The organism is Pedobacter folensis (assembly GCF_056490665.1).
Map to the genome: position 1 here is coordinate 490,310 of NZ_JBWJIF010000004.1, position 13,102 is coordinate 503,411.

General features: G+C 38.4%; 13 protein-coding genes. 10 read left to right on the forward strand and 3 right to left on the reverse strand.

The genetic code is table 11. The features are described from left to right. The first annotated feature begins 25 nt into the window (after nt 1-25). Together AC04QZ_RS21750 and AC04QZ_RS21755 are read left to right on the forward strand one after the other, a co-directional pair. On the forward strand, nt 26-1,051 hold the full coding sequence (locus tag AC04QZ_RS21750; protein ID WP_478359455.1) for a hypothetical protein: 1,026 nt from the start codon (nt 26-28) through the stop codon (nt 1,049-1,051). Then, nucleotides 1,017-3,470 (forward strand): hypothetical protein, encoded by a 2,454-nt coding sequence (locus AC04QZ_RS21755; protein WP_478359456.1) that lies wholly within the window; start codon nt 1,017-1,019, stop codon nt 3,468-3,470. Before AC04QZ_RS21750 ends, AC04QZ_RS21755 begins: the two co-directional genes overlap by 35 nt. 297 nt (nt 3,471-3,767) lie before the next feature. Here the strand turns inward: AC04QZ_RS21755 and AC04QZ_RS21760 are convergent, their stop codons facing one another. After that, entirely contained in the window at nt 3,768-4,814 is a 1,047-nt protein-coding gene (locus AC04QZ_RS21760; protein WP_086547974.1) for a 3-oxoacyl-ACP synthase III family protein, read from the reverse strand. Between the two features lie 168 nt (nt 4,815-4,982). Between AC04QZ_RS21760 and AC04QZ_RS21765 the strand changes: the two genes are divergently transcribed. Beyond that, nucleotides 4,983-5,264: an ATP-dependent Clp protease adaptor ClpS gene (locus AC04QZ_RS21765; RefSeq protein WP_029274160.1), complete on the forward strand. Its 282-nt coding sequence runs from the start codon at nt 4,983-4,985 to the stop codon at nt 5,262-5,264. Nucleotides 5,265-5,401: 137 nt separating this feature from the next. Here AC04QZ_RS21765 and AC04QZ_RS21770 read toward each other — a convergent pair whose 3' ends face one another. Together AC04QZ_RS21770 and rsmA are read right to left on the reverse strand one after the other, a co-directional pair. After that, complete coding sequence (locus AC04QZ_RS21770; RefSeq protein WP_478359457.1) at nt 5,402-6,001, reverse strand: thioredoxin family protein; 600 nt, start codon at nt 5,999-6,001, stop codon at nt 5,402-5,404. A 405-nt stretch (nt 6,002-6,406) separates the two neighbouring features. Next, on the reverse strand, nt 6,407-7,192 hold the full coding sequence (gene rsmA, locus AC04QZ_RS21775) for a 16S rRNA (adenine(1518)-N(6)/adenine(1519)-N(6))-dimethyltransferase RsmA (RefSeq protein WP_478359567.1): 786 nt from the start codon (nt 7,190-7,192) through the stop codon (nt 6,407-6,409). A 154-nt stretch (nt 7,193-7,346) separates the two neighbouring features. Here rsmA and pdxA point away from each other — a divergent pair, with 154 nt between their 5' ends. From pdxA to rpmF, 7 genes are all read left to right on the forward strand, one after another. Next, entirely contained in the window at nt 7,347-8,426 is a 1,080-nt protein-coding gene (pdxA, locus tag AC04QZ_RS21780; protein ID WP_086547976.1) for a 4-hydroxythreonine-4-phosphate dehydrogenase PdxA, read from the forward strand. Nucleotides 8,427-8,712: 286 nt separating this feature from the next. Continuing rightward, entirely contained in the window at nt 8,713-9,900 is a 1,188-nt protein-coding gene (locus AC04QZ_RS21785) for an MFS transporter (protein ID WP_478359458.1), read from the forward strand. Then, nucleotides 9,897-10,415: a hypothetical protein gene (locus tag AC04QZ_RS21790; protein WP_478359459.1), complete on the forward strand. Its 519-nt coding sequence runs from the start codon at nt 9,897-9,899 to the stop codon at nt 10,413-10,415. Before AC04QZ_RS21785 ends, AC04QZ_RS21790 begins: the two co-directional genes overlap by 4 nt. After that, the gene (locus tag AC04QZ_RS21795) at nt 10,412-11,254 is read left to right on the forward strand and encodes a sulfurtransferase (RefSeq protein WP_478359460.1); all 843 of its coding nucleotides are present in this window, start codon (nt 10,412-10,414) and stop codon (nt 11,252-11,254) included. The genes AC04QZ_RS21790 and AC04QZ_RS21795 overlap by 4 nt, the downstream gene beginning before the upstream one ends. Before the next feature lie 142 nt (nt 11,255-11,396). After that, the gene (locus tag AC04QZ_RS21800; protein WP_478359461.1) at nt 11,397-12,152 is read left to right on the forward strand and encodes a hypothetical protein; all 756 of its coding nucleotides are present in this window, start codon (nt 11,397-11,399) and stop codon (nt 12,150-12,152) included. Between the two features lie 168 nt (nt 12,153-12,320). Beyond that, nucleotides 12,321-12,851, forward strand: coding sequence for a YceD family protein (locus AC04QZ_RS21805; protein WP_086547980.1), 531 nt, complete (start codon nt 12,321-12,323; stop codon nt 12,849-12,851). Between the two features lie 15 nt (nt 12,852-12,866). Further along, nucleotides 12,867-13,058 carry a 50S ribosomal protein L32 gene (gene rpmF, locus AC04QZ_RS21810; RefSeq protein WP_025143959.1) on the forward strand — a complete coding sequence of 64 codons (192 nt, stop codon included), beginning with the start codon at nt 12,867-12,869 and terminating at the stop codon, nt 13,056-13,058. Nucleotides 13,059-13,102: the final 44 nt, after the last annotated feature.

Consider the following 13,102-nt stretch of genomic DNA (forward strand, 5'->3'; position numbering starts at 1 on the left):
ACTACTTTTGCTCAATAAAATTGATATGCGCAAGATAAGTATTTTAGTGGTTTCTGTATTTCTCTTCTTTGGTTGCAGGCAAAAATCAATTGTTCATCCAACTTTTTATTATTGGAAAACTGATTATAAAAACAAAAAAGCAGAAACCGGTTATCTCGATCAATTTAAGTCGAAATCTTTGTACGTACGGATTATGGATGTAGATTTTAATCCCGATCTGCAACTCCCAGTGCCTGTTTCGCCGATTAAATTTTCAGATCCTTTACCTAAACAGGTTCATATTATTCCTGTTGTATTTATCGTAAACCAGGTTTTTGACAAGATTGACACCCTGCAAACAGCGGTGATGGCCAATCGCATTGCTAAATTTGTGGAGGCTAAGGTAAAACAGTCTGGACAACAAAATTACCAAGAGCTTCAGATAGATTGCGATTGGACCAAAGGCACCAGAAACAGGTATTTTAAATTTTTAGCGCAATTAATGGATAACCCACTTTTAAAGGGCAAAACCATTTCGGTAACCTTGCGATTGCATCAAATCAAAAATATGGTGTCGAGCGGGGTTCCCCCGGTAGAGAAAGGCATGTTAATGTGTTACAACATGGGTAACCTGCGTAAATACGGTGAACAGAATTCGATATTGGATCAGCACGAAATGGATGTTTACCTCAAAGATTATCTGGAGCAATATCCCTTAGCACTTGATGTAGCCTTACCCATTTTCGAATGGGCAGTGGTATTCAGGAACGAACAATACGCTGGTATTTCCAAGCGGATTGGCAAAGTCCAGATCGAGGATAAAAAACTTTTTAAGCAGAGGGGAAATTCCATTCTATACGACTTGCTGGCTGATTATCCCGCAGCTGGATTAAAACAGGGCGATGTGGTAAGATGGGAACAGATTTCTCCTGAAGATTTACTATATACCTCTAAATTTTTATCACGATATTTAGCCCCCAGAGACCGGAATCTTGTTTTCTACCATTTAGACACCGACCTATTAAAACATTTTACCCATGAAGACCTTCAAAAAGTTATCGCTAATTTTTAGTGTATTCCTGATTACTTTTTTCGGCGAAATTGCCGTCAATCTTGCCTGTGGCGGTGAGATAGATCCCTACGATTATTACATTTCTTATTTCCACAACAATATTGAAGGAGATGAATATTCTCCCTTCGCCTATAACCAGATGGTTTACCTGAACAGTGAAACGGATATAGAAAGCGAGCCTGATATCAATAGCCGTGAATGGGCAAAATACCTCAATGTAAAAAAAGAGGATGTGCTAAAAGTAATGTACAAAACCGACAGTGCCACTGATGTAAAACTGGTGAATTTTGATGGAAATCTTTCTCAATTACCGGATAGCTTACAACAGAACAGTTTTATCCAGGCCTTAAGCAAACGTAAAGAACCTTTAAAGTATTATCAATTCGCCAAAAGCTGCGAACCGCTGGCCAATGTAGATTTTAGTCTTTGGGATCCAAAACCACGCGACACCACAACGATGGGCTCAAAAGCCAAAGAAGCTTTGAAATTAACAGAAGCTGAAAAAGACGATTTCCTGAAACTACGTTATGCTTACCAATCGCAACGTATGTTCCATTTTGCCGGTTATCACAGCGAAAGTAAATCAACTTACGAGAAATATATTAAAACAAGCAAGCTCAACAGCTCGGTTAAGGGCTGGGCATTGGCACTGTATGCCGGATCGACCCGCAGGTTGGGCAATCCTGAAGAATCGGCCTTTTTATTCTCGAAGGTTTTTGCGAGTAATCCAGAACGACGAGTGCAGGCCTATAAAAATTATTATTACACCAGTTCGCCCGTTAATGGGGCATTGAAATATGCGAAGACCAATAACGAGAAAGCCAATATTTGGGCAATAAACGGGTTTGGTGATGCTGATTCGGGTATAGAAAGCCTGAATAAAGTTTATCAGTACGAACCGAAAAGCCAGCTTAACGGCACGCTGCTGGTGCGCGAAGTAAACAAATTAGAGCAGGATCTTATCGAGGCAAACGATATTGCCAAAATTGGCTATAATTATTATTTTTCTGATAATGGCAATCCGAAATATAAAGACAGTTTAAAAAATATTAACCTAAAACACCTGAATGAAATCAGGAATTTTGCTGTAAAACTAGCCACGGAGAAGAAATATCCTCAGCCTGAACTGGGTACCTTAACCGCCGCTTATTTATCATGGATGGAGAATAAAGATTTCTTAGCCTCAAATTACCTGGCCATATTAAAACCAGATAAATTACCAGAAAGATTACGCGACCAATATCGAATCACCGATTTATTGATCAAGGCCAAAAACATCAAAAAAGGAAATCCTTTTAATGAGAATGATTTATTGCCGACCTTAAAATGGCTTGATGAAAAACGTTTTGCAGAAAACAGTGAGCAACCAAAAGGGCCATATTATTATGATACTGATCGTGCCAGCAAACGCTTTAGCAGAACGACCAGAAACTTTTATCAGCAGTTATTGGCTCCAGCTTATTTGAGTATGGGCGATACCGCAAAAGCAGCATTAGCCATGGTTAAAGGCGACCTGGAATACAAAACCTTAAAAGAGAATTCGCTTTTCCAGAATATGAGTTATCAAAGCATTGCTTTTTGGCAGAAAAATTTAAGCCCGAAGAGTATGCAGGGTCTGGCCGTTTACAAAACAAAAGCAGCAGGTAATGATGTTACCGCTTTGTTAGCTTCGGCCTTAAACCAACTTAAAAATGATGATTTTTATGAGCTTTTTGGCACAACTTACTTGCGCACACATCAGTATGATAAGGCTGTTCAAATGTTTGCAAAGGTTTCTCCAAACTATAAATACTTCAATCCAGAGAACTGGTATGGAGATGAATCTAACGCAAAACTTTATGCGAATCCTTTCATCGAAACGATAAACGATTATCCGAAAAAGTATGTAACGGCGAAAGCATCCATTACCAAAAAAGCTTTTGCGGCCGAAATGCTCCGCTTACAGAAATTAAGCATTAGCGATAAAAAGAACGCTGCGCTTTATTATTACAAAATGGCCAATGCTGTTTATCAAACTGGTTATTATGGCAACAGCTGGTTTTTAATCAGTTACGACTGGTCATCATACGACAACAGCAATCCTGCAAAATATGTATATGATGGCGATTATAAAAAAGCGCAAACGGCAAAAGCCTGGTATTTAAAAGCCAGGGCATTAAGTACCAATGCCGATTTTAAGGCAAAATGTACTTTTATGCTGGCTAAATGTTTGCAAAAGCAGATTATCATGAATGCCAATCCGCTATCATTTTATTATTACGATAAAAAAGATGTGAAATGGAGAAATTTTATCAAGGCAAATTATAACAACCCTTATCTTAAAGAATTAAGGTTTAGCTATGCAAAAACGCCTTTTTATGCTGTTGCAGCTGGCGAATGCAGTTATCTGGGAGATTTTATCAGGCCAAAAACGCAATAGTCACGTTTGACCATTAAGAAGTTAAGGTAGTTAAGAACCATGCGACAAACCTTAATGTCCTTAACTCCTTAATGGTGGAAAACATAAAACAGTGAAACTTTGCAGCACAACACTTATCTATTTAATAGATTTCTCGGCTTAGTTGCACCCGATAGCTATCGGGTTCACTCGAAATGACGAATTTATATTGATGAGACAATTACTTATTTTATCCTAACTTGCCTGACTATTTTACCTAAACCCTAAACCCTAAACCCTAAACCCTAAACCCTAAACCCTAAACCCTAAACCTTAAAACTACCACCTAATCAGCGCACTGGCCCAGGTAAAGCCTGATCCGAATGCAGCGAGGCAAACCAGATCGCCATCTTTAATTTTGCCAGCTTCCCAGGCTTCGCATAAAGCTATCGGAACAGAAGCAGCCGTGGTATTGCCATATTTTTGAATATTATTAAAAACCTGATCATCATTTAAACCCAATAACTGCTGGACATACTGACTGATACGCAAATTGGCCTGATGTGGCACCAACATATCAATATCTTTCTCCGTTAGGTTATTTGCAGCAAGGGCCTCCTTAATTACTTCAGGAAATTTCACCACTGCTTTTTTGAAAACCGACGGACCATCCATATATGGCAAAGCTGCGCCACTGTCTAAAATTTCCTGCGTCATAAATAATCCACCTAATTCCTGTTCAGGATAGGCAGGTTTATCTTTCAACCATTTATTGGCATGAGCGCCTGGATAATACATGGCCAGGATTTCGGCATCGGCACCATCGCTATGTAAATGTGTACTTAAAATTCCTTTCCCCGGCTCGTCTGTAGGTTGCAGCACCACAGCACCAGCACCATCACCAAAAATAACCGATACATTACGGCTTCGTGTTTCAAAATCCATGGCAAACGAATGTTTCTCGCTCCCCACTACCAGCACATTTTTATACATGCCCGTTTTTACAAACTGATCGGCCACAGAAAGTGCATATACAAAACCAGAACATTGATTTCTGATGTCCAAAGCACCGATCTCGCCCATCCCCATTTCTCGCTGCAACAGCACCCCACATCCCGGAAAATAATAATCGGGACTCAAGGTAGCAAAAACAATAAAATCGACATCCTTAGCGGTAATCCCGGCTCTTTCTATAGCAATTTTGGCCGCCTCGATGCCCATGGTGGTGGTGGTTTCCTCATTGCGATCGGCAAAACGACGTTCTTTAATACCCGTACGTTCCTGGATCCAGGCATCGTTGGTATCCATAAAACGGCTTAAATCATCATTGGTATATACATTTTTCGGAACGTAGTAACCTATTCCGGCTATTTTAGACTGGTGCATACTCGTATATTATTTGGTTAACAAATGTATTAAAAGGGACGGAAGAATATGTAAAATGTACGATGTAAGATGTTGTATGGACTTATGTTACTGCACCTCATCCATTTTACCTATTCCATCTTACATTAAAACTATTACATCTTCCATAAAAATAGTTATTTTTGCACCATGTCTACAGAAACCAAAGAAGAGACCTTTACGCTCGAAGAAATTTTAACTTCCCTAAAAACCGTACATCGCCTTATTTTGTGGAATGATGATATCAATACTTTCGATCATGTGATTTACTGCATGATGAAATATCTCGATTATAACGAATCGCAGGCCGAAAAAATTGCCTGGAAAGTACATAATGATGGAAAATGCCCTGTTTTGGAAGGCTCATTTACCGAAATGGAAGTTTACCGTAAAATTTTACAGCAAGAGGGATTAACGGTTTCTGTTGATTAAGGCTATTTCCCGGCGAATCGTCATGCTGAACTTGGTTCAGCATCTTTCCTGCAACATAGACCCAGAAATGAATTACCTGCGGTGAGCTCGCCAAGGCTCAGTTCAGGGTGACGAGCTACAAAAAACGCAGCCAGGTATTACCCTTCCAAGCCCTTCAAAAGTTCATTTAATCCAGCCTGTGTAGTCTGCGTTTTATCTTTAGCGTACCAGCCATGAAGTTTTTCGGCTAAAATTGGCATATCAGTACTTTCTTTTTTCCACTCTTTTAAAAGCTCCTGCAAAATTTGTGGTCTTGGACCCCAGGTTCCTAAAACTTGGTCTGTTGATTCATTTAACACAATTAAAACCGGAATAGCTCTTCCTCCATTGGTTAAATGCGCATCAATCAATGGCAGATTTTTATCTCTAAGCACAAATTTCAGGTCAATTTTACCTAATGAGGCCGTTGCGATTTTATTAAATATTGGAACAATCTGAGCAGCATCGCCACACCACCCTTCAGTAATTACTAAAAACTTATAATTTTCCTTAAGGTGATCAATGGTTGAAATCAACTCATCAGTTAAGCTGATCGTTTTATCCACACGACTCATCCTTTGCACATTCATTTTAGTATAGTGCAAATCGTAAGTTACATCACCAGTAGCCTTTCCCTCTAACAGAAGTTGGTCAATCAATGCACGGTAGGTTAAATAGTCAATGCCTTGTTCTTCAAAAATTTCGCGATAATTTATCATAAGATCTCCTAAAATTACAGCGCAAAGGAAAGGAGAAATTCAATGAAAATAATCACGGATTTGCAAGAAAACGCAGGCGATTAATTGCACAGATTTTGGGATTACACAGCTGTTTCAGCTGGCAAGAAAAAGAATTCTATGATCGTATAAATGCTGATTTTTGTAGTGTCCCATTTTTGATTAAACCCGATAGGAGCGCAAAACACGAAGGTGAGGAACGAACCAAGGCTTTGAAGCGGATAGCGGGACCGCTGCAACCGAAATGAACAGAAACCTGCTTTTCATATTTATAACATTCGCGCTTAAAAAAGGTCTCGAAATAAATTACCTTCGGTGAGTCCGCTTAAGGCTGGGTTTACTTTGTAGCTTTTCGCTGCGCTACAGGTCAGGATGACGATTACATCACTAAACCGCCATCAATTTAGTTACATGTTGTGTTAAGGCTACAAAATCGGCCACGGTTAACTGCTCTGCACGCTTCTCGAAGTAGATATGATCGTCCATTTTATCTTTAGGCATTACCGCAGAAACCGCATTACGCAAAGTTTTTCTCCGCTGGTTAAAACCTGCTTTAACCACCCGCCAGAATAATTTTTCATCGCAGTCTAAAGTCTCCACTTCATTTCTGGTTAAACGGATTACTGCAGAGTGCACCTTTGGCGGTGGATTAAATGTACCCGGTTTAACCGTAAACAGATATTCAATTTTATAATAAGCCTGAAGAAACACGCTTAAAATCCCGTACTCTTTGTTACCCGCAGGCGCAGCACAACGTTGGGCAACTTCCTTTTGGAACATCCCAACCATTTCTACAACCTTGTTGCGGTTATCTAAAATCTTAAATAAAATCTGAGAAGAGATATTGTATGGAAAATTGCCAATAATGGCAAATTGACCTGGAAAAATAGCATCGAAATCGAGTTTCAGAAAATCACCGTTAATCAACCGGTCGCCAAGCTGAGGGTATTTTTCATTCAAAAAATGGAAAGATTCGGTATCGATATCAATCAGATAAGTTTCTAAGTCTGAACGCTGCAACAAAAAATCAGATAAGATCCCCATTCCAGGCCCTACCTCTAAAACCTGTTTATATTTATCGGTATTTACCAAAGCCTCAACAATGCGGTTGGCAATGCCTTTATCGGTTAAAAAATGTTGACCTAAATGTTTTTTCGCTTTTACTAAACTCATACCCCAAACCCCTGAAGGGGCTTTAAAAATTAAAATTCTTTGCAAAGATAGGCTTATTATTTCTTTGCAAATCACTTTGCGTACTTTGCGGTTTCATTTTTTTTAAAGGGTTTAAACGAAAATCAGTAATTTGCGCTAAAATTTTCCAGTAATTATGAGCAATAAACTTAAAATTGGCATCAGTATAGGCGACGTGAACGGTATAGGTTTAGAGGTAATCATTAAAACATTATCCAATCCTGCCATTTTAAATTATTGTACTCCAATTGTTTATGGCCACACCAAGGTTTCATCTTTTCATAGAAAGGCAAATAACCTGGGCGATTTTAGTTTTAATGTTGTTAGCCATGCCAACCAGGCACAGCCAAAAAAGGCAAACATGATTAATTGCTGGGAAGAAGATGTAAAAATCGAATTGGGTCAGGTTACGGCAACCGGCGGAAAATATGCCCTCTTATCATTAGAGCGTGCCACAGCCGATCTGGTAAATGGCGATATCGATGCACTGGTTACGGCTCCGATCAATAAACATAACATTCAATCAGAAACTTTTGCTTTTCCCGGCCATACCGAATACCTGCAGGAAAAAAGCGGCAGTAAAGATGTGCTGATGTTTTTAATCAGCGAAAATTTACGCGTGGGTGTGGTAACTGGTCACATCCCGGTGAAAGACGTTCCGACCTCAATCACAAAAGAAAAAATTATCAGCAAATTAAAGCTGATTAACGAAAGTTTAAAAAAAGACTTCTGGATCGAAAAACCAAAAATCGCAGTTCTGGGTTTAAATCCACATGCCAGCGATAATGGCTTATTAGGCACCGAAGAAGCAGAAATTATTACACCAGCTATTCAGGAAGCTTACGATAAAGGTATCGTTTGTTTTGGTCCATACCCGGCTGATGGCTTTTTCGGCAATGGCAGCTACAAACAGTTTGATGCAGTTTTGGCCATGTACCACGATCAGGGTTTAATTCCTTTTAAAACACTGGCTTTCCATAATGGCGTAAACTATACCGCTGGTTTAAATTTCGTTCGTACTTCTCCCGATCACGGAACAGGTTACGATATTGCGGGTAAAGATTTAGCGGATTCGACTTCATTTACCGAAGCTTTATTCTCAGCCATCCACATTGTAAAAAACCGTAGAGAACAAGAAGAAATGTTGGGCAATCAATTACGCACAGGCGGTAAAGTGGTTGAAACACAGTTTGACATTAAGGATGATGCTTCTTAAGGTAGAAGGCTGAGGGTAGAAAGGTGGAAGGTTTGCAAATCGCGCACCTGACCTCTGACTTCGGACACCCGACACCTGACTTATTGAAAACTCAGCTGTATTAAGGTGTCTTAGGTGGTCAATTTTTTTTTTAAAGCAATGCCTGTTTTTCATCGGTTCCGAAAGCCCTGCTATGCGTTACAATCTTTTTTGTGATTGCCATGCTGTGCTGTTAAATTACTGCAACAAAAAAGGATTTCCACTTCTATCAGGTTTATTTTAGTTAAAATTGTGCATCAAATTTAAAATGAGCGGCACTAAAAAACCCAGTTACATTCTCCCCACAATTGTTATTGCGCAGTTTCTTTGTACTTCGTTATGGTTTGCAGGCAATGCGGTATTACCCGATATTGTTAAAAACTTCCCTACCGAAACTAATCTGCTGGCCAATCTGACCAGCATGGTGCAGTTTGGCTTCATCAGTGGAACATTAGTTTTCGCTTTTTTTGCCATTTCCGATATTTTTTCACCTTCAAAAGTATTCTTTATCTGCGGCATAGCTGCTGCATTATTTAACCTGGGCATCTGTCTGGAATTACCAGAGGTAAACTTGTTATTGCTTTTTCGCTTTTTAACCGGTTTTATGCTGGCTGGAATCTACCCCGTTGGTATGAAAATAGCTTCCGACTACTTTAAAGATGGACTGGGAAAATCCTTAGGTTTTTTAGTTGGTGCATTGGTACTTGGCACTGCATTTCCGCATTTGTTAAAAACATTTACAGCAAATTTTGCCTGGCAATATGTAATCTTTGCTACATCTGCTTTATCTGTAACTGGCGCTTTAGCAATCTTATTGTTTGTACCCAATGGTCCGTTTAGAACTGTCGGGCAAAAATTTAATTTCCATTCTTGTTTTAATGGCTTCAAAAATCCGCATTTTCGATCTGCTGCTTTCGGTTATTTCGGGCACATGTGGGAACTTTATACTTTTTGGGCATTTTTACCTGGCATGCTACTGCTATACAATACTACACATACTCATGCTACGCTAAATATCCCACTGTTTTCCTTCTTAATTATCGCATCAGGGGGCCTATCCTGCATGATTGGTGGTCTGCTCTCCCAAAAATTTGGCGCAAAACGGATTGCCACCATTGCCTTAAGCCTATCTGGCCTATGCTGCTTGCTCTCTCCTGTTTTTTTATTCAGCGGCTCGGTTTATCCTTTTCTTATATTTTTATTTTGCTGGGGCCTTTCCGGCACAGCAGATTCGCCATTGTTCTCTTCTTTAATTGCCAAACATGCACCCGAAAGCCTTCGGGGAACTTCGTTAACCCTAGTAAATTGTATCGGTTTTGCCATCACAATTATTAGTATCCAGGCGATTAATCTGTTAGCTAAAGAAATAAATTCCCATTATCTTTATATGGTTTTGGCTATTGGTCCAGTTTTGGGTATTGTGGCATTATTAAAAAAGCATAATGATGTAAAATGAAGAAATTCCAACTCATAATTGCTTTGTTATGCCTAATCAATATACAGGCATTTGCTTGTACATGCTATGAAATCACAACAAAGCAGGCTATTAACGGTGCGCAGATTGTAATGAAGGGGAAAGTTATTTCAAAAATTTTAACACATAACCTTTCTGATATAAGCACAATAAAAACCAGCGATACCACAAACATTCATTATGTAATGGCTCATAGGATTTTAATGGCAGTGGTGAAAATCAAAATAAACAAGTTTTACAAAGGAAAAATTTCCTCAGACACTATCACAATGATCACTCCGAAAATGAGCGCAAGTTGTGGCTTTAACTTTCAAATCGGCGACGAATATATTGTATATGCAACCAACCACGACATGACATTCATGTCAAGCAAATTTGAGCGAAAATCAAAAGACATCAATACCTATTGGACGGATCAGTGTAGCAGAACCATGCTGTCTAACCAATCAGAAGAAGATCAGATAAAAAAGATATTAAAAGGACAAAAATCAAAATGAATTCACAATCACCTATCATAAAACCAGCAGAATTAACCTGGTTAAACCAAGACAATGAAATCGTAATTATCGATGCCAGTGCCGGGTCAAAAGCCAGATACGACGAACAACACCTCGCCGGTGCCCTCTTTGCCGATGTAAATAACGATTTAGCTAACATCGTAGATTTTGCGGTGGGCGGAAGACATCCTTTACCTACTTTCGGGCATTTTTCAGCTGTTTTACAGCGGCTCGGCATTACCAAAAACAGCCATGTGATTGTTTACGATGATAAAAACGGTGGTAACGCAGCTGCAAGGCTCTGGTGGATGCTTAAAGCTATCGGCCATAAAAAGGTACAGGTAATTGACGGAGGCTTTCAGGCAGCCGTTAAAGCGGGCTTCCCAACAACTGATAAAATAGAAATCCCAAAATCTGTTGAGCAATATGAAATCACAGCCTGGAACCTGCCACTATCAGATATCAACGAAGTTGAAAAAGTAGCCAAAACCGACGATTACATCGTGATTGATGTTCGCGATGCCAACCGTTTTGCAGGCCTTACTGAACCGATCGATTTAATTGCAGGCCATATCCCAGGTGCGGCAAATATTCCCTATACCGAAAATTTAGATGCTTCAGGTGCTTTCCTCGCTCCCGAAATATTGAAAGAAAAATATGCTGAAGCCCTGGCACACGTTAAACCCGAAAATGTAATTGTACACTGCGGCTCGGGCATTACCGCCTGCCACACGCTATTGGCAATGGATTATGCAGGCTTACCAATTCCTAAACTTTATGTTGGCTCGTGGAGCGAATGGAGCAGGAATAACAAAGAAATGGTATTGGCTGATCAGTAATTTTGTTGGTCGAGATTTGCAATCTCGGCTCAATGGACTGTGGATTTACAATCCACTTAATGAATAAAAAGCCTTTATTCTAAGTCGGGATTACAAATCCCGACTAACAAGAGAGATGATATCTTAATAACAAAACGCTCGCATGAAAACATTTAAATTACTTCTCATATTTACAGGCTTAATCCTAATAAACAGAGTTAGAGCCCAAAATATACCATCACAAAAAATAGGTATTGTTACATACGTTAAACAATCAAAAATTACAGATACAAATTCTTTCAATAGAACATCTGTACTATTCGTCAATAACCTTCTTGATTCTATAAAAACTCAAATTATAGCAGAAAAAAGAAATGTTAATGAGGCAGTCGACACTTCAATAGTAAATAATACAATTAAATCCCTTAAAAATTTATTGTTACAAGAAATCTTCAAAACAGATTTTCAGGAAAAAAATACTGATGAATTTCAAAAAGATAAAATAGTCAATTTTGTAATAGGGGATCAAAGCAACAAAATAGAAAGATTTAATTTTAACTATGCTGACCATTTAGTTTATAATAGCTTTAATTCAGAAGAAATTGAAGACTATTTTGAAAGCGAAGAAATAATTTCCTTAAAAGAATGCAAAACCGAAAATAAACTCATAAAGGGCTACAATTGCTTTAAAGTAGCCTATGTGTATCGGGAAAAATTTGATAATACAGAATTTCAAACGACTGAAATGATAATTGAAAGAGAATTATGGGTGACGGACAAAATAATAGCTCCATTTCATTCTATCATTAGAAATCAACAAATACTTTCAAAATATTATCCATTGGAGATCACTGAAAAAATGCGCAAAGTGAATGGTTTTGAAACAAAATACCTGGTTGAGAACGTTAGCCTCAAATAACTATTTGAGCTTGGGCAACTAATTAAAACCAATGAAACTGATTTTCAAAAAATTAGTATTTCAATTAACATTCTGAAAACCTGTTCGATTAACATCAACAATTTTTAAAAAACATTTTTAATCTAATTATTTTATCCCTACATTTGCAGGCTAAAATTTTACAGTACTTTGAACCCACTAAAACAATTTTCATTACCGTTTACCGGATTAAAATTGGGAACTCATCAGTTTGATTATGAGCTTGATGACCGCTTTTTTAATGCATTTGAGTATTCGTTAATTAAAAGCGGAAATTTAAAAGTAGACCTGGAACTTGAGAAACAAGAGACCATGTTGCTTCTAAAATTCAAAGTTATTGGTACGGTAAATTTAGATTGCGATAAATGTTTATCTGAGTTTTCGTTACCGGTAAATCTTTATGAAAGGCAGATTGTAAAGTTTGCTGAAGATGAACTAGAGAGCGACGATGAAGAAATTATTTCGCTAAGCCGTAAAGATACCGAGATTGATATATCTGGTCCTTTATACGAGATGATTAACGTAGCGGTACCTTATATCAAAAACTGCGAGCAGGCAGATAAAGATTGCGATCAGGAAATGATTGATCGTTTAAATCAATTATCGATCGAGAAGCAGGCTGAAGAAAATGAACAAACAAGCGACCCACGTTGGGAAGCCCTTAATAAGTTAAAAAAATAATTAGATTATACACCAATGGCACATCCAAAACGGAAAATCTCGAAACAGAGAAAAAATAAAAGAAGAACACACTATAAAGCTGTTACTCCTTCTTTAGCAACATGCTCGGCAACAGGTGCTATTCACGTACCTCACCGTGCTTACAACGTTGATGGTAACTTATACTACAACGGCAAACTGGTTATCGAAAATACTCAGATAGGGTAATTTTCTTAAAAAATTGTTTGTGTTTTCAGCGGCTTTAGTCATAC

What these genes read in the sequence shown, in the direction of transcription:
- AC04QZ_RS21750 (WP_478359455.1), top strand. Translation starts at nt 26, where the DNA reads ATGCGCAAGATAAGTATTTTAGTGGTTTCTGTATTTCTCTTCTTTGGT.
- AC04QZ_RS21755 (WP_478359456.1), top strand. Translation starts at nt 1,017, where the DNA reads ATGAAGACCTTCAAAAAGTTATCGCTAATTTTTAGTGTATTCCTGATT.
- AC04QZ_RS21760 (WP_086547974.1), bottom strand. Translation starts at nt 4,814, where the DNA reads ATGCACCAGTCTAAAATAGCCGGAATAGGTTACTACGTTCCGAAAAAT.
- AC04QZ_RS21765 (WP_029274160.1), top strand. Translation starts at nt 4,983, where the DNA reads ATGTCTACAGAAACCAAAGAAGAGACCTTTACGCTCGAAGAAATTTTA.
- AC04QZ_RS21770 (WP_478359457.1), bottom strand. Translation starts at nt 6,001, where the DNA reads ATGATAAATTATCGCGAAATTTTTGAAGAACAAGGCATTGACTATTTA.
- rsmA (WP_478359567.1), bottom strand. Translation starts at nt 7,192, where the DNA reads ATGAGTTTAGTAAAAGCGAAAAAACATTTAGGTCAACATTTTTTAACC.
- pdxA (WP_086547976.1), top strand. Translation starts at nt 7,347, where the DNA reads ATGAGCAATAAACTTAAAATTGGCATCAGTATAGGCGACGTGAACGGT.
- AC04QZ_RS21785 (WP_478359458.1), top strand. Translation starts at nt 8,713, where the DNA reads ATGAGCGGCACTAAAAAACCCAGTTACATTCTCCCCACAATTGTTATT.
- AC04QZ_RS21790 (WP_478359459.1), top strand. Translation starts at nt 9,897, where the DNA reads ATGAAGAAATTCCAACTCATAATTGCTTTGTTATGCCTAATCAATATA.
- AC04QZ_RS21795 (WP_478359460.1), top strand. Translation starts at nt 10,412, where the DNA reads ATGAATTCACAATCACCTATCATAAAACCAGCAGAATTAACCTGGTTA.
- AC04QZ_RS21800 (WP_478359461.1), top strand. Translation starts at nt 11,397, where the DNA reads ATGAAAACATTTAAATTACTTCTCATATTTACAGGCTTAATCCTAATA.
- rpmF (WP_025143959.1), top strand. Translation starts at nt 12,867, where the DNA reads ATGGCACATCCAAAACGGAAAATCTCGAAACAGAGAAAAAATAAAAGA.